Source organism: Sphingomonadaceae bacterium OTU29LAMAA1 (assembly GCA_024072375.1).
GTDB lineage: Bacteria > Pseudomonadota > Alphaproteobacteria > Sphingomonadales > Sphingomonadaceae > Sphingomonas.
Genome location: CP099617.1, coordinates 3,599,174 through 3,620,910 on the forward strand (window position 1 = coordinate 3,599,174; position 21,737 = coordinate 3,620,910).

At 67.3% G+C, this 21,737-nt stretch carries 21 protein-coding genes and 1 riboswitch; of the genes, 10 read left to right on the top strand and 11 right to left on the bottom strand.

The genetic code is table 11. From position 1 onward, the window contains the following. Positions 1–18: 18 nt before the first annotated feature. From NF699_17260 to NF699_17285, 6 genes are all read right to left on the bottom strand, one after another. Positions 19–993 (bottom strand): type II secretion system F family protein, encoded by a 975-nt coding sequence (locus NF699_17260; GenBank protein USU04759.1) that lies wholly within the window; start codon positions 991–993, stop codon positions 19–21. Positions 994–1,046: 53 nt separating this feature from the next. After that, complete coding sequence (locus NF699_17265) at positions 1,047–2,330, bottom strand: pilus assembly protein CpaE (protein USU04760.1); 1,284 nt, start codon at positions 2,328–2,330, stop codon at positions 1,047–1,049. 1 nt (position 2,331) lies between these two features. Then, entirely contained in the window at positions 2,332–2,982 is a 651-nt protein-coding gene (locus NF699_17270) for a CpaD family pilus assembly protein (protein USU04761.1), read from the bottom strand. Positions 2,983–2,996: 14 nt separating this feature from the next. Further along, complete coding sequence (locus NF699_17275) at positions 2,997–4,514, bottom strand: type II and III secretion system protein family protein (protein USU07140.1); 1,518 nt, start codon at positions 4,512–4,514, stop codon at positions 2,997–2,999. Positions 4,515–4,638: 124 nt separating this feature from the next. Further along, complete coding sequence (gene cpaB / locus NF699_17280) at positions 4,639–5,676, bottom strand: Flp pilus assembly protein CpaB (GenBank protein ID USU04762.1); 1,038 nt, start codon at positions 5,674–5,676, stop codon at positions 4,639–4,641. A gap of 62 nt (positions 5,677–5,738) precedes the next feature. Beyond that, a complete protein-coding gene (locus tag NF699_17285) occupies positions 5,739–6,212 on the bottom strand; it encodes a prepilin peptidase (GenBank protein USU04763.1) in 474 nt (157 codons plus the stop codon). Between the two features lie 52 nt (positions 6,213–6,264). Here NF699_17285 and NF699_17290 point away from each other — a divergent pair, with 52 nt between their 5' ends. The 3 genes from NF699_17290 to NF699_17300 are packed head-to-tail and all read left to right on the top strand — an operon-like array spanning position 6,265 to position 8,520. Further along, entirely contained in the window at positions 6,265–7,203 is a 939-nt protein-coding gene (locus NF699_17290; protein ID USU04764.1) for an alpha/beta hydrolase, read from the top strand. Then, the gene (locus NF699_17295; GenBank protein ID USU04765.1) at positions 7,200–8,288 is read left to right on the top strand and encodes an FAD-binding oxidoreductase; all 1,089 of its coding nucleotides are present in this window, start codon (positions 7,200–7,202) and stop codon (positions 8,286–8,288) included. The genes NF699_17290 and NF699_17295 overlap by 4 nt, the downstream gene beginning before the upstream one ends. Positions 8,289–8,346: 58 nt before the next feature. Beyond that, complete coding sequence (locus NF699_17300; GenBank protein ID USU04766.1) at positions 8,347–8,520, top strand: DUF1508 domain-containing protein; 174 nt, start codon at positions 8,347–8,349, stop codon at positions 8,518–8,520. A gap of 108 nt (positions 8,521–8,628) precedes the next feature. Here NF699_17300 and rnhA read toward each other — a convergent pair whose 3' ends face one another. The 3 genes from rnhA to ispH all read right to left on the bottom strand — a co-directional run bounded on the left by rnhA (position 8,629) and on the right by ispH (position 11,173). Continuing rightward, positions 8,629–9,111 carry a ribonuclease HI gene (gene rnhA, locus NF699_17305; protein USU04767.1) on the bottom strand — a complete coding sequence of 161 codons (483 nt, stop codon included), beginning with the start codon at positions 9,109–9,111 and terminating at the stop codon, positions 8,629–8,631. Next, on the bottom strand, positions 9,108–10,061 hold the full coding sequence (thrB, locus tag NF699_17310; protein USU04768.1) for a homoserine kinase: 954 nt from the start codon (positions 10,059–10,061) through the stop codon (positions 9,108–9,110). The genes rnhA and thrB overlap by 4 nt, the downstream gene beginning before the upstream one ends. A gap of 140 nt (positions 10,062–10,201) precedes the next feature. Further along, a complete protein-coding gene (gene ispH / locus NF699_17315) occupies positions 10,202–11,173 on the bottom strand; it encodes a 4-hydroxy-3-methylbut-2-enyl diphosphate reductase (GenBank protein USU04769.1) in 972 nt (323 codons plus the stop codon). Positions 11,174–11,318: 145 nt separating this feature from the next. Between ispH and NF699_17320 the strand changes: the two genes are divergently transcribed. The 6 genes from NF699_17320 (at position 11,319) to NF699_17345 (ending at position 17,739) form a co-directional block, all read left to right on the top strand. Then, positions 11,319–11,954 carry a hypothetical protein gene (locus NF699_17320; protein ID USU04770.1) on the top strand — a complete coding sequence of 212 codons (636 nt, stop codon included), beginning with the start codon at positions 11,319–11,321 and terminating at the stop codon, positions 11,952–11,954. Positions 11,955–12,173: 219 nt separating this feature from the next. Then, positions 12,174–12,266: riboswitch (glycine riboswitch) on the top strand. Between the two features lie 165 nt (positions 12,267–12,431). After that, complete coding sequence (gene gcvT / locus NF699_17325) at positions 12,432–13,640, top strand: glycine cleavage system aminomethyltransferase GcvT (protein ID USU04771.1); 1,209 nt, start codon at positions 12,432–12,434, stop codon at positions 13,638–13,640. A 1-nt stretch (position 13,641) separates the two neighbouring features. After that, entirely contained in the window at positions 13,642–14,013 is a 372-nt protein-coding gene (gene gcvH, locus NF699_17330; GenBank protein ID USU04772.1) for a glycine cleavage system protein GcvH, read from the top strand. Between the two features lie 126 nt (positions 14,014–14,139). Further along, entirely contained in the window at positions 14,140–15,498 is a 1,359-nt protein-coding gene (gene gcvPA, locus NF699_17335; protein ID USU04773.1) for an aminomethyl-transferring glycine dehydrogenase subunit GcvPA, read from the top strand. Next, complete coding sequence (gene gcvPB / locus NF699_17340; protein USU04774.1) at positions 15,495–17,069, top strand: aminomethyl-transferring glycine dehydrogenase subunit GcvPB; 1,575 nt, start codon at positions 15,495–15,497, stop codon at positions 17,067–17,069. Before gcvPA ends, gcvPB begins: the two co-directional genes overlap by 4 nt. A gap of 148 nt (positions 17,070–17,217) precedes the next feature. Continuing rightward, positions 17,218–17,739, top strand: a complete 522-nt coding sequence (locus tag NF699_17345; protein USU04775.1) for a cytochrome c biogenesis protein CcdC — start codon at positions 17,218–17,220, stop codon at positions 17,737–17,739. Here the strand turns inward: NF699_17345 and NF699_17350 are convergent. Continuing rightward, on the bottom strand, positions 17,719–18,618 hold the full coding sequence (locus tag NF699_17350) for a DMT family transporter (protein USU04776.1): 900 nt from the start codon (positions 18,616–18,618) through the stop codon (positions 17,719–17,721). The two genes, NF699_17345 and NF699_17350, sit on opposite strands and share 21 nt — an antisense overlap. 227 nt (positions 18,619–18,845) lie before the next feature. Between NF699_17350 and NF699_17355 the strand changes: the two genes are divergently transcribed. Then, positions 18,846–20,375 (top strand): proline--tRNA ligase, encoded by a 1,530-nt coding sequence (locus tag NF699_17355; protein ID USU04777.1) that lies wholly within the window; start codon positions 18,846–18,848, stop codon positions 20,373–20,375. 392 nt (positions 20,376–20,767) lie between these two features. Here the strand turns inward: NF699_17355 and NF699_17360 are convergent, their stop codons facing one another. After that, entirely contained in the window at positions 20,768–21,700 is a 933-nt protein-coding gene (locus NF699_17360) for a rhodanese-related sulfurtransferase (GenBank protein USU04778.1), read from the bottom strand. Positions 21,701–21,737 lie beyond the last annotated feature (37 nt).

Below are 21,737 nucleotides of genomic sequence, written 5' to 3' on the forward strand. Positions count from 1 at the left end.
GCTACCCAGTTCTTTCCGTTAGATTTCGAAGCTGACCATCTTGGCCATGATGAACACGCCGATGCCCATCCAGATCAGGCCGCCGAGGCCCGTGATCATGAGCCGCGGATCGACGAAGAAGTTCTGCATATAGCCCTGGTTGATCACCCAGATCATCGCGAAGACGATGAACGGCAGCGAGCCGACGATATAGGCCGACGCCTTCGATTCGGACGACATCGCCTTGATCTTGAGCTTCATCTGGCTGCGCTGGCGCAGGACGGTGGCGAGGTTGGCGAGCGTTTCGGCCAGGTTGCCGCCGGTTTCGCGCTGAATCGCGATGGTAATGACGAAGAACTGGAATTCGGGGGTGCCGAGCCGGTCCGCGGTATCCTGCAACGCGGCGTCCATCGACTTGCCGATCTTCATCTTGTCGGACACCATCCGGAATTCCTCGCCGACGGGCCCTTCGACCTCGTTGCCGACGACCTGGATCGTCTCGGTGACGGGCAGGCCCGAGCGCAGGCCGCGGACGAGCAGTTCGATCGCATCCGGGAACTTGGCGGTGAAGCGGGTGACGCGACGCTTGATGAAATAGCTGACCATCTTGTGCGGCAGTCCCGCGCCGACCGCGAGGCCGAACAGCAGCGCGAGCAGGAACGGCGCACCCTTCAGCAACAGCAGACCGGCGACGACGACGATCAGGCCGGCGCTGACCATGCCGTATTTGCCGACGGTCCAGTCCTTGCCGGTCATCGCCAGCCGCTTGGCGAGTTGCGCCGGATTGGGCAGCAGGCGACCGAACGCCACATCGGTCTTGGTCTGGATGCGGCCGGCGGCGATGCGCCGCATCTGGGCCTCGGCGACCACCGCGCCGTCGCCGTGCCGTTCGCGCATCGCGGCGATACGGCGGGTCTGGGCGCGCTGCGGCGAGGGACCGGCAAGCGCGAACATGACGAGCCCCACCGCGATCACGGCGCCGAGGCAGACCATCAGGAGTGGCAACAGATCCATCGCGGCGCGTTCGCCTCCGGTTCGTTAGGCCGCCGTTACCGACGGCGACACAGTTACTTCTTGGCGCGTCGGGGCAGCAGCGACGAGAAGCCGCCGATCAGCGACTTGCCCTTCGCCTTGCTGCCCTTGTCGGAGCCGTCCTTGCCGCTGGCGACCAGTTCCTCGCCGGCGTTGAGCACGTGGCGGGTAAGGTCGAGGATCGGCGCGACCGTTTTCGACGCTTTGCCCGCTTCGGCAAGGGGCTTACCGAGCTTGGCCGCCTGCGCCGCCAGTTTCTGGTCGAAGGGCACGACGAAATCGATCTTTCGCTCGATCGACCCCTCGAAGTCCTTGCGCGTGATCTCGAGCTGGCCCGAGGCATGAACGCGGTTCGCGACCACGGTGACGTGGGTCTGCGGCGCGTTGCTCTTCAGCCAGGACAGGATGCGGATCGTGTCGCGTGCCGACGCAAGCGTCAGTTCGGTGACGACCACCGCGGCCTGGATATCGCTGATCAGATGCGGGTGCTGGACCAGCATCGCGCGCGGCAGATCGACGACGGTCGCCTCGAACGCGGCGCGCATCTCCTCCTGCAACTGGTAGAAGGCGGCACCGTCGGTCATGATCGGCGCGTTGATCGGGGCCTCGGCGGACAGGACCGCGAGCTTCTCGGTCGCCTTCACCATCGCCCGTTCGATGAACAGGCCGTCGATGCGGCTGGGGTTCTCGATCGCGTCGGTCAGGCCGCGGCCGGGCTCCAGATCGAGGGTCAGCGCGCCGGTGCCGAAATGCACGTCGAGGTCGAGCAGCGCGGTAGAACGCTTTTCCTTTTCGCTGAGCAACCAGGCGACCGACGTGGCGATTGTCGACGCACCGACACCGCCGCGCGTGCCGATCACCGCGATCGCGCAATGCGGACGATCGACGGCGGCCTCGGCAAGCTTGGGCGCGTTGAGCATCGTCTGCGCGTGGCTGAACGCCTCGCGCATCGCATCGGGATGCAGCGGCTTCAGCAGATAATCCTGGATGCCGCTGGCGACGAGATCGCGGTAGAGGCGGACGTCGTTGACCTGGCCGGCGGCGATCACCACTGTGCCGGGTTCGCAGACTTCGGCAAGGGCGTTGATGTCGTTGAGCGGATCCCCGGATTCGGCGAGGTCGACGAACAGGATCTGCGGACTGGCCGAGACCGACAGCGACTGGACCGCGTTGCGCAATCCGCCCTTGTGGACCTTGTCGACCGACCAGCCGAGTTCGGCGGCGATCGGGCGCAGCGTTTCGACCGTCGTGTCGTCGCAGACATAGGCGGCGAAGGGTTCGCGATGGCCGACGCCGGCGGGTTTCCAGGGTGCGTTCATGTTAATTGCCTCCCCCCTTGGCACTGACAGCTTCGAGCGCGCCGGCACCCGTTGCGGGCTTGCGGCGATAGGCTTCGATCGCCTTGGTGTTGACGTCGGTGTCCGCAAGCGTGTCCGGATCGGCACCGCGGACCAGATCGCCGGGACGCGCGATCATCGCGGCCAGATTGGTGTTGATCGCGCAGCCGTAATTGGACGAGGTGTTGCCCTGCAATTCGCTGGACGCGTTACGGCTCCAGTCGGGGCACCCGGGGACTTCCGCGCGCATCCTGCTTACGACGACGCGCAGCGTTCCGGGGGTGACAGGTGCGTTGGTCACCGGCCGGTCTTCGGACAGCAGCAGGCCATAGCTCGCGACCACGTTGGCCACCTGGTTGCGGGCCGCGCTATCGGCATAGCCTGCCTCATCGAGCGCGACGTGGTCGCCGTAGCCCAGATGCATGGTGTTCATCCATGCCATCAGACGGCGGCTTTCCCCCGTCGCCAGCCCGGTGCGGGCGGTGGCGAGATCGAGCGCATAGTCGGTGCGTGCGACCACCGGCTGGTGAACCGATTCCATGCCGCGATTGGTGGTGCCCATGCACCCGCCGAGCAGCAGCGCAGGGGCGGCGAGCGTGGCGAGAAGGATCGAACGGTTGGTCATCGAAGCCATGTCCTTCGCAGGCATCAGTTGGAGAAGCCGGGAGCGGGAGCCGCGCCCTTCTTCTTCGAAGAGGAGCGGGTGTCCGCGGCAAGCACCGGCACGTCGCGGCGCGGCAGCGCCGGCACCGTAGCGGCAGCACCGATCGTCGGCACCGGTTCGGGGCCGCCCGGGATCATCGTCGGCACCGGACGCGGCCCGCCGCCGCCGCCGCCGATCTCGCCCAGCAGGATGCGCGAGGCGTCGTCGGGTGCGCGATAGCCGTCGTGCGGCAAGGCGATCTGCGACGGGCTGTTCACCGGCTTGACGAGGTAGGGCGTGATGATGATCACCAGCTCGGTCTCGTTGCGCTGGAAGCTGTTCGACCGGAACAGGGCGCCGAGGATCGGCAGATCGCCGAGGAACGGCGTCTTCTGGATTGAATTGTTGTGGCTGTTCTGGAGCAGGCCGCCGATCATCATGCTCTGACCCGAACCCAGCTCCAGCGTCGTTTCGACGCGGCGGCTGGTGATGCCGGGTACCCGCGTGCCGTTGAGCGACACCGCGTTCGAATAATCGAGCTGCGACACTTCCGGACGAACGCGCAGCGAGATGCGGCCGTCCGACAGGACGGTCGGCGTGTAGGCGAGGCTGACGCCATATTGCTTGTATTCGACCGAGACGGCACCGAGACCCTGCGCCAAGGGGATCGGGATTTCGCCGCCGGCGAGGAAGGTCGCCGTTTCGCCCGACAGCGCGGTCAGGTTTGGATTGGCGAGCGTCGTGACCTGACCCGTCGTCTCGCCCAGATCGAGCGCGCCGATGAGGTCGAAGCCGAGCAGCTTGCCCGCGAGGCCCAGCGTCGTGCCGCCCGCGATCTGGCTGATGCCACTGGCGGCCGGATTGGTGAATCCGGTGGACAGGGAGCCACCGGGAAGGAATTGCGTGCCCGCGCCGCGGCCCTGCGCGATACCGAACTTGAAGCCGCCGGTGCTGTCGCGGCTTTGCAGGTTGACGCCGACGTTCTTGGCGAAGCCGCGGCTGACCTCTGCGACGCGGACCTGCAGATTGACCTGGAGCGGCGTGGCGGTGCGCAGGCGCGAGAGCACCTTGGTCGCGTCACCGACATAGGCTTGCACGAGGCGCTCCGCCTCGGCCGCATCGCCGGGGCCGGCGACGGTGCCGGTGAGCAGGACGAGGCCGTTCATCGGCGTCGCGGTCAGCTGCGCATCGGGCATCGCCAGTTGCAGCATCGCGCCGATCGAATCGATGTTCTGGCCGACGCGGACGGTGGTCGCATAGACGACCGCGCCGCCCTTTGCGGTGGCGGAGATGGTCGTCTCGCCGGTCTTCCTGCCGAAGATGTACAGCTGGGTCGGCGACCGGACCTGCACGTCGGCGACAGTTTCGTCGGCGATGAACACGTCGCTCATCGGGCGCGACAGCGTGACGAGGCGACCACGACCAGTGTTTACCTGGACGATCGACGACGTGCTGACGCTGCCCGAACGGGTGGCGGCGCGGATGGCGCTGCCGGTCCGGGCATCGGCCATGCCGACCGGCATCGCCGTCGTCGCGACCAGCGCGATGGACAGCGGCAGGGCCAGCGCGGCGATGCCGCCGTGCGTCGCGCGCTTCGATGGCGCATCGGCCACGGGCCCGCGCGATGTCCGCAAGATGGTGCGCATCTTAATTCTTCCCCCCGACCGGAACGACGGTCACTGTGTTGCCGCGCGCGACGCGCACGACGGGTCCCTGGATCACCGGAGCGGTGCCGCCGCCGGCGGGTGCCACGCCCGACGTCATCGACGACGTGCCGTCCGACGGGCCGCTGGCCCTGGCTGGCACCGAGCTGCGCTGGAAACGCGATACGTCGGCGCCGGTGGCGTAGGTGGTGCCGCCGGTCTGCGGCTGGCTGGCGATACGAACCATCATCGCCTTTTCGGCTTTCGGATCGCCGTCCGGTACCTTCACGGCACCGCTGACGATGGCTTCTTCCAGCTCGCTCGAATTGTCGGCGAGCGCACGCAGCGACAGCGATAGTTCGCCGATCGTGCGGGCGACCGCGACCTGCTCCGCCATCTTGGGCGTCGCTTCGAGCGTGACGGTCGAGAAGGTGCTGACGCGGGTCTTGCCGTCTTCGCCCGCGACATTGTCGGTGCGCTGGTCGGTAGCGAGCACGCGGACATTGCGCATGATCGTTTCGGACACCTTGAGCGGCTGGCCATCGCCGCCGCCGTTGACGGTCTGCGTCAGGACGAGATCGATGCGATCGCCCGGGAAGACGAAGCCGGCGACCGCGGCCTGGCTGGACACGCTGACGGTGACCGCGCGCATGCCCGGCCCGAGTGCCGCCGCGAGGAAGCCCCGGTCGCCGGGCGAGACGAGCGCACCCTTGGTGACCGGCTGGCCGGCGGTGATCGCGCTGCGAACCACCGTGCCCTGCAATTTGGACAGGTCGGTCCCGGTGCGCAGGTAATAGGCGCCGTCGACCAGTTCCTTGGGCCACGGCTGGAACTTCAGCGCGGTGGCATCCAGGATGGTACCGATCGGCAGGGCGCGGGTGGCGACCAGCACTTCAGGGCCCATCGGCACCGCTGCGACGGGCTGACCCATCGCGGCGGCTTCCGGTGCGGCAGACCCTGCGATGAGGGTGCGGGCGAAGAATGCCGTGATGCCGGCAACGAACAACGCGCCCACCAGCAAAACGATCTTGCGACTATCCATGTCTCATCGGGCCTTTCAGCGCACCGGTGGTTGATCCGGCGGTAATCATTGGGTCGGAGTGGTTAAAATCCGGTTCGCGACATCGCGGGCGGCAGTGCGAGGAGGGCGGCGGCAGCGATCGCGACGCCGTACGGCACCTCGACCGTGCCGATTCGGCGTTGCCAGCGACGCTCGATCATCATGACCAGCGTGATCGCCCCGCCGAGCACCGACATGACCATCAGCATGTTCACCAGCCCGCCCAACGGCAGCCACAGCGACAGCGCCGCGATCATCTTGACGTCGCCGCCGCCCATCCAGCCGCAGGCGAAGGCGCCGACGAACGCGGCGAAGACGATGCCGGCGACGAGCACCTGCACGCCGACGTCACCCCAGCCGAGGCCCATCGCCCACCACCACACCGGCGCGAGCAACGCGATCGCCGCGTTCTTGGTATTGGCGATCTCGCGGGTGCGCGCATCCTCGATCCCTGCTGCCAACAGCAGCGCGCCGAGAACGACGACCAGCGTCACGACCAGAAGATTGTCCCACCCCATCGGACGCAACAGGTAGACGGGATGGCTTGCGAAAACGTAACCACGACCAAAGATGACCGATCCGACCGCCTTGCGCCGAGAGATGGCGGCCGATTCCCGCCTGTCAGAATGGATCGCGCCGGATGGCTGGCGGCATCGCCGGTTCGATTGGGACCATTCCGATTCGCGCGGGCGTATCCTGGTGCAGGGCGGCCGCGCCGACGTAATCGAGAAGTATCTGGAGACGATCGCGCACCTGCATGATCGCGGCTGGTTGGTAACCGCATTCGACTGGCGGGGGCAGGGCGGTTCGGGACGGCTGGGCGCCGATCCGCACGTCGGCCATGCGGCAAGCTTCGATCCGTGGATCGCCGACCTCGGCGCGTTCTGGCAGGGGTGGCGGACCGAGGGGAAGGGGCCTGCGATACTGCTGGCCCATTCGATGGGCGGGCACATCGCGTTGCGGGCCATGCTGGACGGCATGATCGATCCGGATGCCGCCATTCTGATCGCGCCGATGATCGGCGTGAAATCGCCGGTGGGGGCCGGTGCGGGGCTGCGGGTGGCGCGAATGATGACCCGGATAGGCGATCCGGCCCGCGCGGCATGGGCGGTGCGCCACGACGCACGATCCGCCGGACATCGCCAGCAACTGCTGACGCATTCGGTCGAACGCTACGATGACGAGGCCTATTGGTATGGACGCGATCCGTCGCTGCTGCTCGGCCCGCCGAGCTGGGCCTGGGTGCTGGAGGCGTTCGCGTCCGGCGCTCGGTTGCAGGCCGATCCGCGGTTGGCGAGCCTCGCAGTGCCGATCCTGATGCTGGTCGCCGAAGCCGACGGTCTGGTCGATGCGCCGGCTGCGATCCGGCTCGCGGCGAAGCTGCCCGACGTCGAACTGGTGCGATTCGGCCGCGAATCGGCGCATGAGATCCTGCGCGAGGGTGACGCGGTGAGGCTGCGCGCCTACGACGCGATCGATCGTTTCCTTGATGAGCGTACCCGCCGATGATCCATGATATCGCCATCGTCGGTGCCGGCATCGCCGGTGCCAGCCTTGCCGCCGCGGTTGCGCCGCATGCGCGCGTGCTATTGCTGGAGGCGGAGGATCAAGCGGGATATCACGCCACCGGCCGCTCCGCCGCCTTCTGGTCCGAAACCTATGGCGGGCCGGGTATCCAGCCACTGACCAGCGCATCCCAAGCGCCGTTGCGCGATGGCGGATTTCTGGAGCCGCTGGGCTCTCTACACATTGGCCGGGCGCGAGATGCTGCCCGGATCGACGCCTTTCTGTCCGCCTTCGCAGGCACGTCGGTGCCATTGTCGCGAGTCGATCCTGCCGAGCACATCCCGGGCCTGCGGCCCGAATGGTCGCTCGGCGTGTTCGAGCCCAGCTGCGCCTATATCGACGTGGCGGCATTGCATGCGCATTATCTGACGGAGGTGCGGCGCGCCGGCGGGACGATCGCGACGCGGGCGGGGTTGCGGACGGCGGAGCGGGCGGGCGGCGTGTGGACGATCGCGACCGAGTCGCAGGATTTCAGCGCGACGTTACTGGTGAATGCCGCAGGGGCATGGGCCGATCCGGTCGCCGTGCGGGCCGGGGCGGCGCCGCTCGGGATCCAGCCCTATCGTCGGACGATCGCGCAAATCCGGACCGATCCCCCGGCATCCACGGCGATGCCGCATGTCGCCGACATATCCGGCAATTTCTACTTCAAGCCCGAATCGGGCGGCAGGCTGTGGCTCAGCCCGCACGACGAGACGCCGGTCGATGCGTGCGATGCGGCGCCGGAGGAGCTGGACGTGGCGATCGCGATCGACCGGTTCGAGGGCGTGGTCGACTGGCGGGTCGCCGCGGTGGAGCGCAGCTGGGCAGGCCTGCGCAGCTTCGCGCCCGATCGATTGCCGGTGTACGGGTTCGATGCCGCGGTGCCGGGATTCTTCTGGTGTGCCGGGCAGGGTGGCTTCGGCATCCAGACCGCGCCCGCGGGCGCCGCGGTGGCGGCTAGCCTGCTGCTGGAGCGGCCGCTGCCCGCGGGTCACGAGCGTATCGATCCGCAGCGGTACGGCCCGGCACGGTTCGGGCAGGATTAGGCTGGCGCACGCCGGCGATGTTGTTAACCTGCGTCAATCGCACGAGAAGGAGCAGGGCATGGCGCACAAGTTCGTGATCGAGAAGAACAAGGCCGGCGATTACGTCGCCAAGTTCAAGCACAACAGCGAGTTGATCTGGTGGACGGAGGGCTATGAGAGCCGTGCGTCCGCTCGCAATGCGATCGCGTCGATCCTGAAGAACGGGCCGGAGGCACCGGTCGAGGAGGAGTGATGTCGCGGGCGTGAGCCTGGGCTGAACGAGGCCTGTTCCTACGTCACCCCGGAACACGTCCGATGTGAAGCGGGCGGCGGGGCTGAACGACCGGTATCCAGCGTGTTTTCAGGCCGTGGCGCGCCCGGCGCCTGTTGCAGCCTGGCCGGCGGTCACCGCGGCATCGCTCGCCAGTTTGTCGACGCGTTCGTTGTCGGCGTTGCCGGCGTGGCCTTTGACCCAGATCCACTCGATGTCATGTTTCTGCGTCTCGGCGAACAGCGCCTGCCACAATTCGACGTTCTTTACCGGTTTCTTGTCCGCGGTGCGCCAGCCATTCTTTTGCCAGCCGTGGATCCAGCGGGTGAGGCCATCCATGACGTATTTGCTGTCGGTGGACAGCTTCACCTTGCACGGCCGCGTCAGGATACGCAGCGCCTGAATCGCCGCGGTCAGCTCCATGCGGTTGTTGGTGGTCAGCGTCGCGCCGCCCGACAGCTCCTTTTCATGGGAACCGAAGCGGAGCAGCGCGCCCCAGCCGCCGGGGCCGGGATTGCCCTTGCACGCGCCATCGGTGGCGATTTCCACCAGCTGCGGAGCGGGGTCGGTCATGCGAATGTCTCCGGATGCACGTCGTACCAGTCGAGGCGGCGCAGATAGGCGAGGGGGTCCTTGCGCGTCACAAGTGCATCGGCGGGGGTGTTGAGCCAGTCCCACGCACGGGTGAGCAGGAAGCGGATGCACGCGCCCTTTGCCAGGACCGGCAGCGCCGCGCGCTCGGCATCGGACAAGCCGAACGCCTGCGCGTAACCGGTGAGCAGTGCAGGGCCGACGCCGTCGAGCGGTGCGCCGGGCGGATCGAAGGCCCAGGAGGTGTGCATGACTGCGACGTCATAGGCGCGCAGATCGCGGCAGGCGAAGTAGAAATCGATGAGTCCCGTCACCTGTGCGCCGAGCGTCAGGACGTTGTCGGGGAACAGGTCGGCATGGATGACGCTGGCGGGAAGGTCGTGCGGCCATTCCGTCTCGACCGCGGCGAGCGCGGCGTCGACGCGCGCGAACAGGCCGGGTGCAATCCGGTCGAGGTCACTGCCGCAGCGCTCCAGCAACGGCCGCCAGTTGGCGATGCCAAGGCTGTTGGCGCGAGTGCCGCGGAAGTCGGCGACGGCGGCGTGCAGATCGCCGAGCGCGGCGCCGGCGGTGGCGGCCTGTTCCGGCGTAGGCTGGGTCAGCGAGACGCCGTTGAGGAAGCGGATGAGGCAGGCCGGGCGGCCCTCCAGCTGCTGGATCGCAATGCCGTCCCGGTCCTTGATCGCCGGGGGCACGGGCAGGCCACGGGCGGCGCAATGGTCGAGCAGATCGAGGAAGAAGGGGAGGTCGCCGGCATCGACGCGCTTTTCGTAGAGCGTCAGGATGAAGCGGTTCGTCGTCGTATCGACCAGATAATTGCTGTTCTCGACCCCTTCCGCGATGCCTTTCGCGGAAACGAGTTCGCCGACGTCGTCGTAACGGCGGAGGAAGGCGGTCAGCGCTTCGGCGGACACCTGTGTGTAGACGGCCATCGTGTCCTCTCCCCGATTATTCCGGGCATCGCCCCTATTCGTCATTCCCGCGCAGGCGGCGGCCGACACATCGCTTCTATCGAGGCCGGAGGGATTATGGATCCCCGCCTGCGCGGGCATGACCAAGCTGGCGTTTGGTTCTAGGCCGCCGCTTCCAGCCCGCGCGGGAGCTTGAAGGCGATCGTTTCGCGCGTCGTTTCTTCCTCACGCTCGGACACCGTGAAGCGGGTGGCGAGCAGGTCGACCAGTTCGCGGACCAGCAGTTCGGGGGCTGAGGCGCCGGCGGTGATGCCGAGCGTGCCGACGCCGTCGAGGAACGCCCAGTCGATGTCGGCGGCGCGCTGGATCAGGCGTGCGGGGATGCCTTCGCGTTCGGCGACCTCGACCAGCCGTACGGAGTTGGACGAATTGGGCGCGCCGATGACCAGCATCGCGTCGCACGCGGCGGCGATCGCCTTCACCGCCGCCTGACGATTGGAGGTGGCGTAGCAGATGTCTTCGCCACGCGGCGGCTGCATGTTGGGAAAGCGGCGCTGCAACGTCGCGACGACCGCAGCGGTGTCGTCGACCGACAGCGTCGTCTGGGTCAGGAAGGCTAGGTTGTCGGGATCGGGCGGCGTGAAGGCTTCGGCGTCAGCGACGGTCTCGATCAGCGACATCGCGCCCTCGGGCACCTGGCCGAAGGTGCCGACAACCTCGGGGTGTCCTTCGTGACCGATGAAGACGATGTGGCGTCCCGCGGCGACAAGGCGCTCGGCCTGACGGTGCACCTTCGATACCAAGGGGCAGGTAGCGTCGAGATAGTCGAGGCCGCGGTTCTGCGCCGCTGCGGGCACCGACTTCGGTACGCCGTGTGCAGAGAAGACGACGGGGGCGCCGTCGGGCACCTGATCCAGTTCCTCGACGAAGATCGCGCCCTGCGCCTTCAGCGTGTCGACGACGAACTTGTTGTGGACGATCTCGTGCCGGACATAGACGGGAGCGCCGTGCTTTTCGATCGCGAGTTCGACGATGCGGATCGCGCGATCGACGCCGGCGCAAAAGCCGCGGGGTGCTGCGATCAGCAGCTCGAGGGCCGGCTTGCCGCCGGCCACGCTTGGAAGAGAAGCCATGATGCGGCCTTTCCTACGCGATTGGGTGAACGCGCGGAAGTACGCGATTGCTTGCACCCGCTAAAGGCGGTTCCTATGGTGCGCGCCGCACCGCCGGGGCCGTCCGGCGACGCACCATGCCCGCTCGACAAAGGTACGCGTCTCCGTGAAAACTCCGCTTCTCGGCCTCACCGCCCTCGGCCTGATCCTCTCCGGATGCGCCGGCAAGGGCGAGATCGTGGAAGGCGGCATCACCGCCGTGCGCTCCGCCTGCCCGACCGTGGGTGTTGCGGCGGGAACCGGCGACATCACGTTGTTCGACCCTGTCACCAGCCAGGACGCGAGCGCGATCGACATGGTGGCCAGCATGACCAACGTGCGCGGCGCGTGCAACGACGCCGGCGACCAGATCGCGACCGCGGTGACGTTCGACGTGCTCGCCCGCCGCACCCGTACCGACGCCCCGCGCGATGTCGTGCTGCCTTATTATATCGCGATCGTGCGTGGCGGCAGCGCGGTGACGGCGAAGCGCAAGGGACAGATCGCGATCCACTTCGATGCCGGGCAGGCGCGCGCGCAGGCAAGCGGCACGGCCTCGACGCAGATCGCGCGCAGTGCGGCGACGTTGCCGGAGGAGGTGCGCGAGCAGCTGACCCGCAAGCGCAAGGCGGGTGACGAGGATGCCGCGACCGATCCGCTGGCACGGCCCGAGGTGCGGTCCGCGGTGCTGCGCGCGACGTTCGAGGCGCTGGTGGGGTTCCAGCTGACCGACGAACAGCTGAAGTATAACGCACAGCGTTGACGCTGGGCCGGGGGGTCGGCTTTCGGTCCATGATCCGTCATCCCGGCGAACGCCGGGACCAATGGCGGGGATGCAGGCGCGGTACGTGCACTGCCATCAGCCGTGTGCGTCCATGGGTTCCGGCGTTCGCCGGGATGACGGGTCGCGGGGCTGCTTTCTCGATTGACTAACCCCCCTCGCGCCGCCACAGCTTGGCCCGTCGATGCCGGGCAACCGGCATGGGCACGCGCGGGAGAGAGCCTCTTCACAAGGAGGCCGCCGAAGGAGCAACCACCCCGGAATCTCTCAGGCACAACGGACCGCGCGGGCCTCATCGACACTCTGGAAAGCGTTCCTTCGAGGAGCCACCGAAGGGGTAAGCCCGATGCCGCAAGGCAAAGGGTCAAAGCTCTCAGGTTACCGTGACAGAGGGGGTATGACGGATCGAATGGAGCCCGCGGCTGCTATTCGGTCGCGTGCCTTTTATGGAGACGGTTGATGAGCGAAACGCTGCCAGACACCTTGCCCGATCCGCTCGACGGCCTTGATGAAGGCGATGAGCCTGCCATCCTGCAACTGCCGCTCGACGCCTGGCACCGCGCCCGCGGTGGCCGGATGGTGCCGTTCGCCGGCTATGAAATGCCCGTCCAGTATGACGGCATCATGGCCGAGCATCTGTGGACACGCGAATCGGCGGGATTGTTCGACGTCAGTCATATGGGGCAGGTCGGCCTGACCGGTGACGGACTTGACGCGGCGGGCGTTGCCAGGGCGCTGGAAGCGGTGTTGCCGGGCGATATCAGCGGGCTGGCCGCGACGAAGATCCGCTATTCGCTGCTGCTGAACGACGAGGGTGGTATCCTCGACGACCTGATGGCGACGCGGTTGCCGGAAGAGGGCGCGCATCCGTTCGGCGAGGCGAGCTATTATGTCGTCGTCAACGGCGCGACCAAATATGACGATTTGTCATACCTGCTCGACGTGCTGCCCGACGATATCACGATGAACCTGATGGAAGATCAGGCGCTGCTCGCGGTGCAGGGACCCAAGGCGGTCGCGGCGGTCGCGCGGCTGATCCCCGGAGTTGCCGATCTCGTGTTCATGACCGCGGGCGCGTTCGAGTGGAACGGCCATGCGCTGTGGATCAGCCGGTCGGGTTATACGGGCGAGGACGGGGTCGAGATTTCGATTCCTGCCGAAGCCGCCGCCGGCTTCGCCGATGCGATCTGTGCCGAACCCGAGGTGAAGCCGATCGGATTGGGCGCACGCGATTCGCTGCGACTCGAAGCCGGTCTGCCGCTGTATGGTCATGATCTCGATCCCGAGACGACGCCGGTAATGGCGGACCTGGGCTTCGCATTGTCGAAGCGTCGGCGCGAGGCCGCCGATTTCGCCGGTGCCGCGCGCATCCTCGCCGAGCGTGAGGATGGCCCTGCCGTCAAGCGCGTCGGGCTGTCGGTCGCGGGGCGTCAGCCGGTGCGCGAGGGCGCAAGCGTCGTCGATGCGGACGGCGCAGTGATCGGCCGCGTCACCAGCGGCGGTTTCGCCCCCAGCGTCGGCGCGCCGATCGCGATGGCCTACGTTCCGACCGCGCTCGCCACCGCCGGCACGTCCGTGCGGCTGGTCCAGCGCGGCAAGATCCACGAGGCGACGGTGACCCCGATGCCGTTCGTTCCCCACCGCTACGTCCGTGCAGGAGGCAAGTGAGATGAGCCGTTACTTTACCGAAGATCACGAATGGGTCGATGTCGACGGCGACGTCGGCACCGTCGGCATCTCCGAATACGCACAGAGCCAGTTGGGCGACATCGTGTTCGTAGACGTGCCGGAGGACGGCAAGCAGCTGGGCAAGGGCGATGAGGCCGCGGTGGTCGAATCGGTCAAGGCGGCGTCCGACGTCTATTCGCCGGTGTCGGGCAATGTCCTGGAGGGCAATGCGGCGCTGGTCGACGATCCTTCGCTGGTGAACTCCGACGCCGAGGGCGAGGGCTGGTTCTTCAAGATCACGCTCAGCGATCCGTCCGAGGTCGAGCAGCTGATGGACGAGACTGCGTACGAAGCGTTCGTCGCGAAGTTGTAAGTCTTTGCAAGCCCCTCCCCTTCAGGGGAGGGGTTGGGGTGGGGCATGTCCGCGGGCGATGGTCTCGGTGAGACCTCCCCCACCCCCTGCCCCTCCCCTGAAGGGGAGGGGTTTAGGGAGTATATGATGCGCTACCTGCCGCTTACCCAGCCCGACCGCGACGCGATGCTCGGCGTCATCGGTGCCGCGACGATCGACGATTTGTTCATCGACGTGCCGGAATCCGCCCGCCTCGACGGCCCCGTCCACGGCCTGCCCAACCACGCGTCCGAGCTGGCGGTCGAGCGGCACATGACCGCGCTCGCCCGCAAGAACGTCGTCGCGGGCGAAGTGCCGTTCTTCCTCGGCGCGGGCGCGTATCGGCATCACGTGCCGGCGAGCGTCGATCACCTGATCCAGCGCGGCGAGTTCCTGACAGCCTACACCCCGTACCAGCCGGAAATCGCGCAGGGTACGCTCCAGATGTTGTTCGAATTCCAGACGCAGGTCGCGCGGCTGCTCGGCACCGATGTGGCGAATGCGTCGATGTACGACGGCTCGACCGCGTGCTGGGAGGCGATCGGCATGGCGCGGCGGATCACGCGGCGCGGCAAGGCGATCCTGTCGGGCGGGCTGCACCCGCATTATGTCAGCGTCGCCAGGACGATGGCGAAATACACCGGCGACGCGCTGGAAACCTCGACGCCGACGCTGACCGCCGAGACCGATATCGACGCGTTGATCGCGGCGATCGACGGCGATACGTCGTGCGTCGTCGTGCAATATCCCGACATTCTCGGCCGCATCGCCGACCTGACGCCGCTCGCCGACGCCTGCCACGCCAACAAGGCGCTACTGATCGCGGTCGTCACTGAACCGGTCGCGCTGGGGGCGATCAAGTCGCCGGGCGAGATGGATGCGGATATCGTCGTCGGCGAAGGACAGTCGCTCGGCGTCGGGCTGCAATTCGGCGGGCCGTATGTCGGGCTGTTCGGTTGCAAAGACAAATACGTCCGCCAGATGCCGGGCCGGTTGTGCGGCGAGACGGTGGACGCCGATGGCAAGCGCGGCTTCGTGCTGACGCTGTCGACGCGCGAGCAGCATATCCGCCGCGAAAAGGCGACGTCGAACATCTGCACCAACTCCGGCCTGTGCGCGCTGGCATTCTCGGTGCACATGACGTTGCTGGGCGAGAAGGGGCTGCGGCAGTTGGCGGCGATCAACCATGTCGGCGCAGCGGCGGCGGCGGAGCGGCTGGCCAAGGTGCCGGGCGTCGAGCTGGTCACCGACACGTTCTTCAACGAATTCACGCTGAAACTGCCCGTCGAGGCGCGTCCCGTCGTTCGCACGCTGGCGGATCGCGGCATCCTGGCGGGCGTGTCGCTCGGGCGGCTGTACCCGGACGAGGCGGGGCTTGCGAACGGGCTGATCGTCGCGGTCACCGAAACCACCACCGCGGAGGACGTCGAGACGTTTGCCGCCGCGCTTCAGGAGGTACTGGCATGAGCATCAACCAGAGCGGCTGGCGGCCGGAGATGAACGCTGGCACCGGTAACGCGGCCCCGACCTTCACCGGCAACAAGGCGCTGATGCTGGAAGAGGCGCTGATCTTCGAGATCGGCTCGGCGGAAACGACCGGCGTGGATTTCGCCGATCGTGGTGAGATCGGTGCGAGCAACAAGCTTGGTGGGTTGTTCCGCGATAAGGCGATCGGGCTACCCGGCCTCGCCGAGCCCGAAGCCGTGCGCCACTATACGCGCCTGTCGCGTCAGAATTACGCGATCGACCTCGGCCTGTTCCCGCTCGGGTCGTGCACGATGAAGCACAATCCGCGACTGAACGAAAAGATGGCGCGGCTGCCCGGCTTCAGCGACGTTCACCCGCTCGCGCCGGTCGATACGGTGCAGGGCGCCCTGGAGGTGATCCATCAGCTCAGCCACTGGCTGGTGACGCTGACCGGCATGACCAGCGTCGCGATGAGCCCCAAGGCGGGCGCGCATGGCGAGCTGTGCGGCATCCTCGCGATCAAGGCAGCGCTGGCCAAGCGCGGCGAGGTGGATCGCAAGGTCATCCTCGTCCCCGAATCGGCGCATGGCACCAATCCGGCCACCGCCGCCTTCGCCGGCTTCAAGGTGGAGGATATTCCTGCCACCGCCGATGGCCGCGTCGACACCGCGGCGCTGACCGCGCGGCTGGGGCCGGACGTGGCGGGCGTGATGATCACCAACCCCAACACCTGCGGGCTGTTCGAGCGCGATCTCAAGACGATCTCGGACGCGGTGCATGCGGCGGGCGGCTACGTCTATTGCGACGGCGCGAACTTCAACGCGATCGTCGGGCGGGTGCGCCCGGGCGACCTCGGCGTCGATGCGATGCACATCAACCTGCACAAGACCTTCTCCACCCCGCACGGCGGCGGCGGACCGGGGTCGGGTCCGGTGGTGTTCTCCGAAGCACTGACCCCGTTCGCGCCGCTGCCGTTCGTCGAGAAGCAGGGCGAGCAGTTCGTGCTGGTCGAGGAAGAGACGGCGGGCGAGCATCACGCGGGCAGCTTCGGCCGGATGGTCGCGTTCCATGGCCAGATGGGCATGTTCACGCGGGCGCTGACCTACATCCTGTCGCACGGTGCCGACGGCCTGCGTCAGGTGGCCGAGGATGCGGTGCTCAACGCCAATTACGTGCTGCGTTCGCTCGAGGGTTCGCTCGACGCGCTGTTCGCCGGATCGGGGCCGTGCATGCACGAGGCGATCTTCTCGGACGCCAACCTGGCCGAGGGCTTCTCGACGCTGGATGTCGCCAAGGGGCTGATCGACGAGGGCTTCCACCCGATGACGGTGTATTTCCCGCTGGTCGTCCACGGTGCGATGCTGGTCGAGCCGACCGAGACCGAATCGAAGGCGGCGCTCGACCAGTTCATCGGCGCGCTGCGCTCGGTGGCGGAGCGGGCGAAGGCGGGTGACGTGTCGCTCAAGTCCGCGCCGCACTTCGCCCCGCGCAGTCGGCTGGACGAGACGCTCGCCGCGCGCAAGCCGGTGCTGGTGTGGAAGGACGCAGTTCTGGCGCAGGCGGCGGAATAACTTCGTGTTCCTGCGAACGCAGGAACCCCGAGCAACGGGCCGATCGGCTAGTGGCTCGGTGCTCCTGCGCGCGCAGGAGCACCGGCGCGTTTATAACCTTCCTTGTCACAGCGTGTCCGACTAGCCTTACCCGAACGGGAGGCGGGGAATGCAGGCACAGCAACCGGGCGGATGGATCAGTTATGCGATCCCGCTGGTCATCGTCGCGATCGTCATGGCGATCCGGTGGAAGCGGATGAGCCGGGTACGGCCGCTCAAGCTCGAGCGGCTGTGGATATTGCCGGCGATCTATGCGGTGGTGATCGGATTCACTTTTTCGCGCTTTCCGCCGCAGGGTTGGGGATGGGCGTCCTGTCTTGCCGCCTTGATGCTCGGTGCGGGGCTGGGGTGGCAGCGGGGCAAGATGATGCGGATCACGCTCGATCCAGAGACGCATACGCTCGGTCAGACGTCGTCGCCCGCGGCGTTGCTGTTCATCCTGCTCCTGATCGTCGTCCGGAACGGTGCCAAAAGCGCCGTGGACTATGCCGGGCCGGTCGGGCTCGATCCGATGGCGATGACGGATATCCTGATGGCGTTGGCGCTCGGGCTGTTCACGGCGCAACGGCTGGAGATGTATCTGCGGGGAAGGCAGATGCTGGCGGGCGGCTCACGCGATCTCGCCGGCTGACAGGGTTTCCTGCCGCCGGCGGACGGCTTCGCGCCAGACGATCACCAGTCCGCTGGCGATGATGACCGGCGCGCCGATCCAGGTCGCCGCCGCCGGGAGCGAGCCGAACAGCAGCCAGCCGAGCAGGGTCGCCCATAACAGGCTGGAATAATCCATCGGCACCACGACCGACACCGGACCGAGACGTAGCGAGTTGGTCATCGCGATCTGCGCGCAGCCGCCGAGCGTGCCGACTGCCGCCAGCGCTGCCCAACCGGTCGGGCTGTGCGCCTGCGCGACCGGCAGGTAGAAGACCGACAGGGGTACCAGCGACAGGACGGAGAACCAGAAGACGGTGGTCAGCGCAGCCTCGGTCTTGCCGATCTGGCGGAGCAATATGGTAACGCAGGCGGTCCCGAATGCGCCGGCCAGCGAAAAGGCCGCGCCGCGCAACGGGAAATGGTCACCGGCCGGTTGCGCGACTATCAGGACACCGGCGAACCCGACGAGGACTGCGCCCCAGCGCCAGACACCGGTCGGCTCGCGCAGCACCGCCGCGCCGAGGATCGTCGCGAAGATCGGCACGGTGAAGCCGATCGTCGTCGCCTCCGCCAGCGGCAGCGCGACGATGCCGTTGAAGGTCATCGCCATTGCCGACAGCCCGACGATCGCGCGGAGGACATGTGCAGGCAGGCGCTGCGTCGCGACGGCGGAGAGGCTTGGACCCGCAAGGATTACGCCCGTCACCAGCAGCGCCGCGCCGAACTGGCGGAAGAACAGGATCTCGACGACGCTTGCGCCCGCTTGTTCGGCAAGTTTGATCGCGGCGTTCATCAGCGCGAAGAACACCACGGACAGCAGGCGCAGCGCGATCGCGGGAAGGATACGGTCGGATGTCACGCAGGCGTCCTAGCGGCGGCGCCTGCTAAAGTCCTCCCCCGCCAAAGGGGAGGTGGCACGGCGCAGCCGTGACGGAGGGGGAGGGAAGCGACGGCGTCCGTGATCATAGCGTTCACCGCTTACCTCCCCCACCACCATTCGGCTGACGCCGAACGGTCCCCCTCCCCCTGGCGGGGGAGGAATGAAGGTGGGTGACGAATATGGCGGAGCGGCATAAAGGCACCCCCATGAAGCACGCTCTCTCCGTCACGCGCGAAGCCGATTTCGCCGCCTGGTACCAGTCCGTCATCGCCGAGGCCGACCTCGCCGAGGAATCCGGTGTGCGCGGGTGCATGGTCATCCGGCCATGGGGCTATGGCATCTGGGAGCGCATCCAGCGGCTGCTCGACGACCGGATCAAGGCCACCGGGCATGAGAATTGCTATTTCCCGCTGTTCATCCCGCTGTCCTATTTCGAGAAGGAGGCGGAGCACGTCGAGGGCTTCGCCAAGGAGATGGCGGTCGTCACGCATCACCGGTTGATCCCGGACGGCAAGGGCGGGCTGATGCCCGATCCCGCCGCCAAGCTTGAGGAGCCTTTGGTGGTGCGGCCGACGTCGGAGACGGTGATCGGCACCGCGTTCGCGCGCTGGGTGCAGTCGTGGCGCGACCTGCCGGTGCTGATCAACCAATGGGCCAATGTCGTGCGCTGGGAGATGCGGACGCGCATGTTCCTGCGCACCAGCGAATTCCTGTGGCAGGAAGGGCATACCGCCCACGCCACTGCGGACGAGGCGCGCGAAGAGACGCTGAAGATGCTCGAGGTTTACCGCTCGTTCGCCGAGGATTGTCTCGCGTTGCCGGTGGTCGCGGGCGAGAAGCCGGAGAACGAGCGCTTCCCCGGCGCGGTCGCTACCTACAGCATCGAGGCGATGATGCAGGACGGCAAGGCGCTGCAGGCGGGCACCAGCCACTTCCTGGGCACGAACTTCGCCAAGGCGCAGAACATCCGCTTCCAGAATACGAGCGGCGAATTCGAACTGGCGAACACGACAAGCTGGGGCGTCAGCACGCGGATGATCGGCGGCGTCATCATGGTGCATGGCGACGACGACGGCCTGCGTGTGCCGCCGCGGATCGCGCCGTGGCAGATCGTGATCGTGCCGATGCTGCGCGACGTGCCCGAGGACGAGGCGCTGGTCGCCTATGCAAAGGACATCCAGTCCAACCTTGCCGGCCTGACGGCGTTGGGCGAGCCGGTGCGCGCGCTGCTCGACCTGAAGCCGGTCAAGGCGGCGACCAAGCGCTGGGGCTGGGTCAAGAAGGGCGCGCCGATCATCGTCGAGATCGGCGGTCGGGATATGGCGGGTGGCAACGTGTCGGTGATCCGCCGCGACCGGTTGTATCGCGAAGACGGCAAGATCGACAGCGCGGTGATGCCGCGCGGCGACTTCGAGGCGGATGCGCCGGGGTTGCTGGCGGCGATCCAGACGGCGTTGCACGAACAGGCGCGCGCGCGATTGCAGGCGAACATCGTGCCCGCGGGCGACTGGGCCGCGGTCGAGGCGCATTTTGCCGGGGGCGTGAAGAACCCCGGCTGGGTCGAGGTGTCGTGGTCGAAGCCGACGGGCGCGGCGCTGGATGCGGTGGTCGAGCGGTTGAAGGCGTTGAAGCTGACGATCCGCAATGCGCCGAGCGATGCGGGTGTCGTAGAGGGGGCGTGCGTGTTTACCGGCGATCCCGCGGTGGAACGGGTGTTGCTGGCGCGAGCTTACTGACGGGCGTTTTTAGGCCATCGTCATCGCCGCGGGGGTGGGGATTCGAACGTACGAATGCCCTCGTCATCCCGCGTAGGCGGGGATGCCACCGTACCAATGCCCTCGTCATCCCCGCGTAGGCGGGGATCCATATCGGCTGGCGTCGAGGATAGAGCCGGTTGGTCACTGACTATGGATCCCCGCCTACGCGGGGATGACGATGTTGGTGGATGTACGTCACTCCTTACCTCTTCGTCGTCCCGAACGCCGGGACCCATGGTTAGCGAGCGGCTGCCGATGTGCGCCGTCGCGAATCCAGCCACTCCATGGGTCCCGGCGTTCGCCGGGATGACGGGAGGGGGGCTAGGCAGAAGGCTAAGACGCGAGGAGCCGGTTGGGGCGGCGTCGCCGATCTACTCCTCCCGCGGCGTATCCTCGTACCGCCGCCCGACATGCGCCTCGCCGCGCGCTGCCGCCAGCAGTGCCTGCCGATGCCGCTCCGCATATCGCGCGCGGTCGTCCTCGTCGCGCGTATCGGCGCAACGGGGGCAAGCGACGCCCTCCGCGTAGAGCGGCGACGTGCGATCCTCTGGCGACACCGGCATCCGGCACGCGCGACACAGGCCATGCGTCCCCGGCGCCAAGCCATGCCCCACCGCGACGCGCTCGTCGAAGACGAAGCATTCGCCCTGCCACGCGCTGTCCTCTGCCGGCACGTCTTCCAGATATTTCAGGATGCCGCCCTTGAGGTGGAAGACGTCCTCGATGCCCTCGGCCTTCAGGAACGCCGTCGCCTTTTCGCAGCGGATGCCGCCGGTGCAGAACATCGCGACCTGCTTGTCGCCCGCCACCAGCGCGTCGCGATGGTCGCGGAACCACGCCGGGAAGTCGCGGAACGTCCGCGTCGCCGGGTCGATCGCGCCGGCGAAGGTGCCGACCGCGACCTCGTAGTCGTTGCGGGTGTCGATCAGCACAGTTTTCGGATCGGCGATCAGCGCGTTCCAGTCTGCCGGCTCGACGTAATGGCCGGCATCGAGCGGTTCGATCGCGGGTTCGCCCATCGTCACGATCTCCGCCTTCACCCGAACCTTGGTGCGGTGGAACGGCATCGTCCCGGCGCGCGATTCCTTTACGTCGAGGTCGGCGCAACCGGGTAGCGCGCGGATATGGGCGAGTACCGCCTCCATCCCCGCATCGGTGCCGGCGATGGTGCCGTTGATGCCCTCATGCGCGAGCAGCAGCGTGCCGCGCACGCCCGCCGCTTCGCACGCGGCCAGCAGCGGCGGTTTCAGGGCGGCGGGATCGGTGAACGGGGTGAAGCGGTAGAGCGCACAGACGCGGAACATGGAGAGCCTTTAGCCGCTCGGCGGCGCGCGCGCAAAG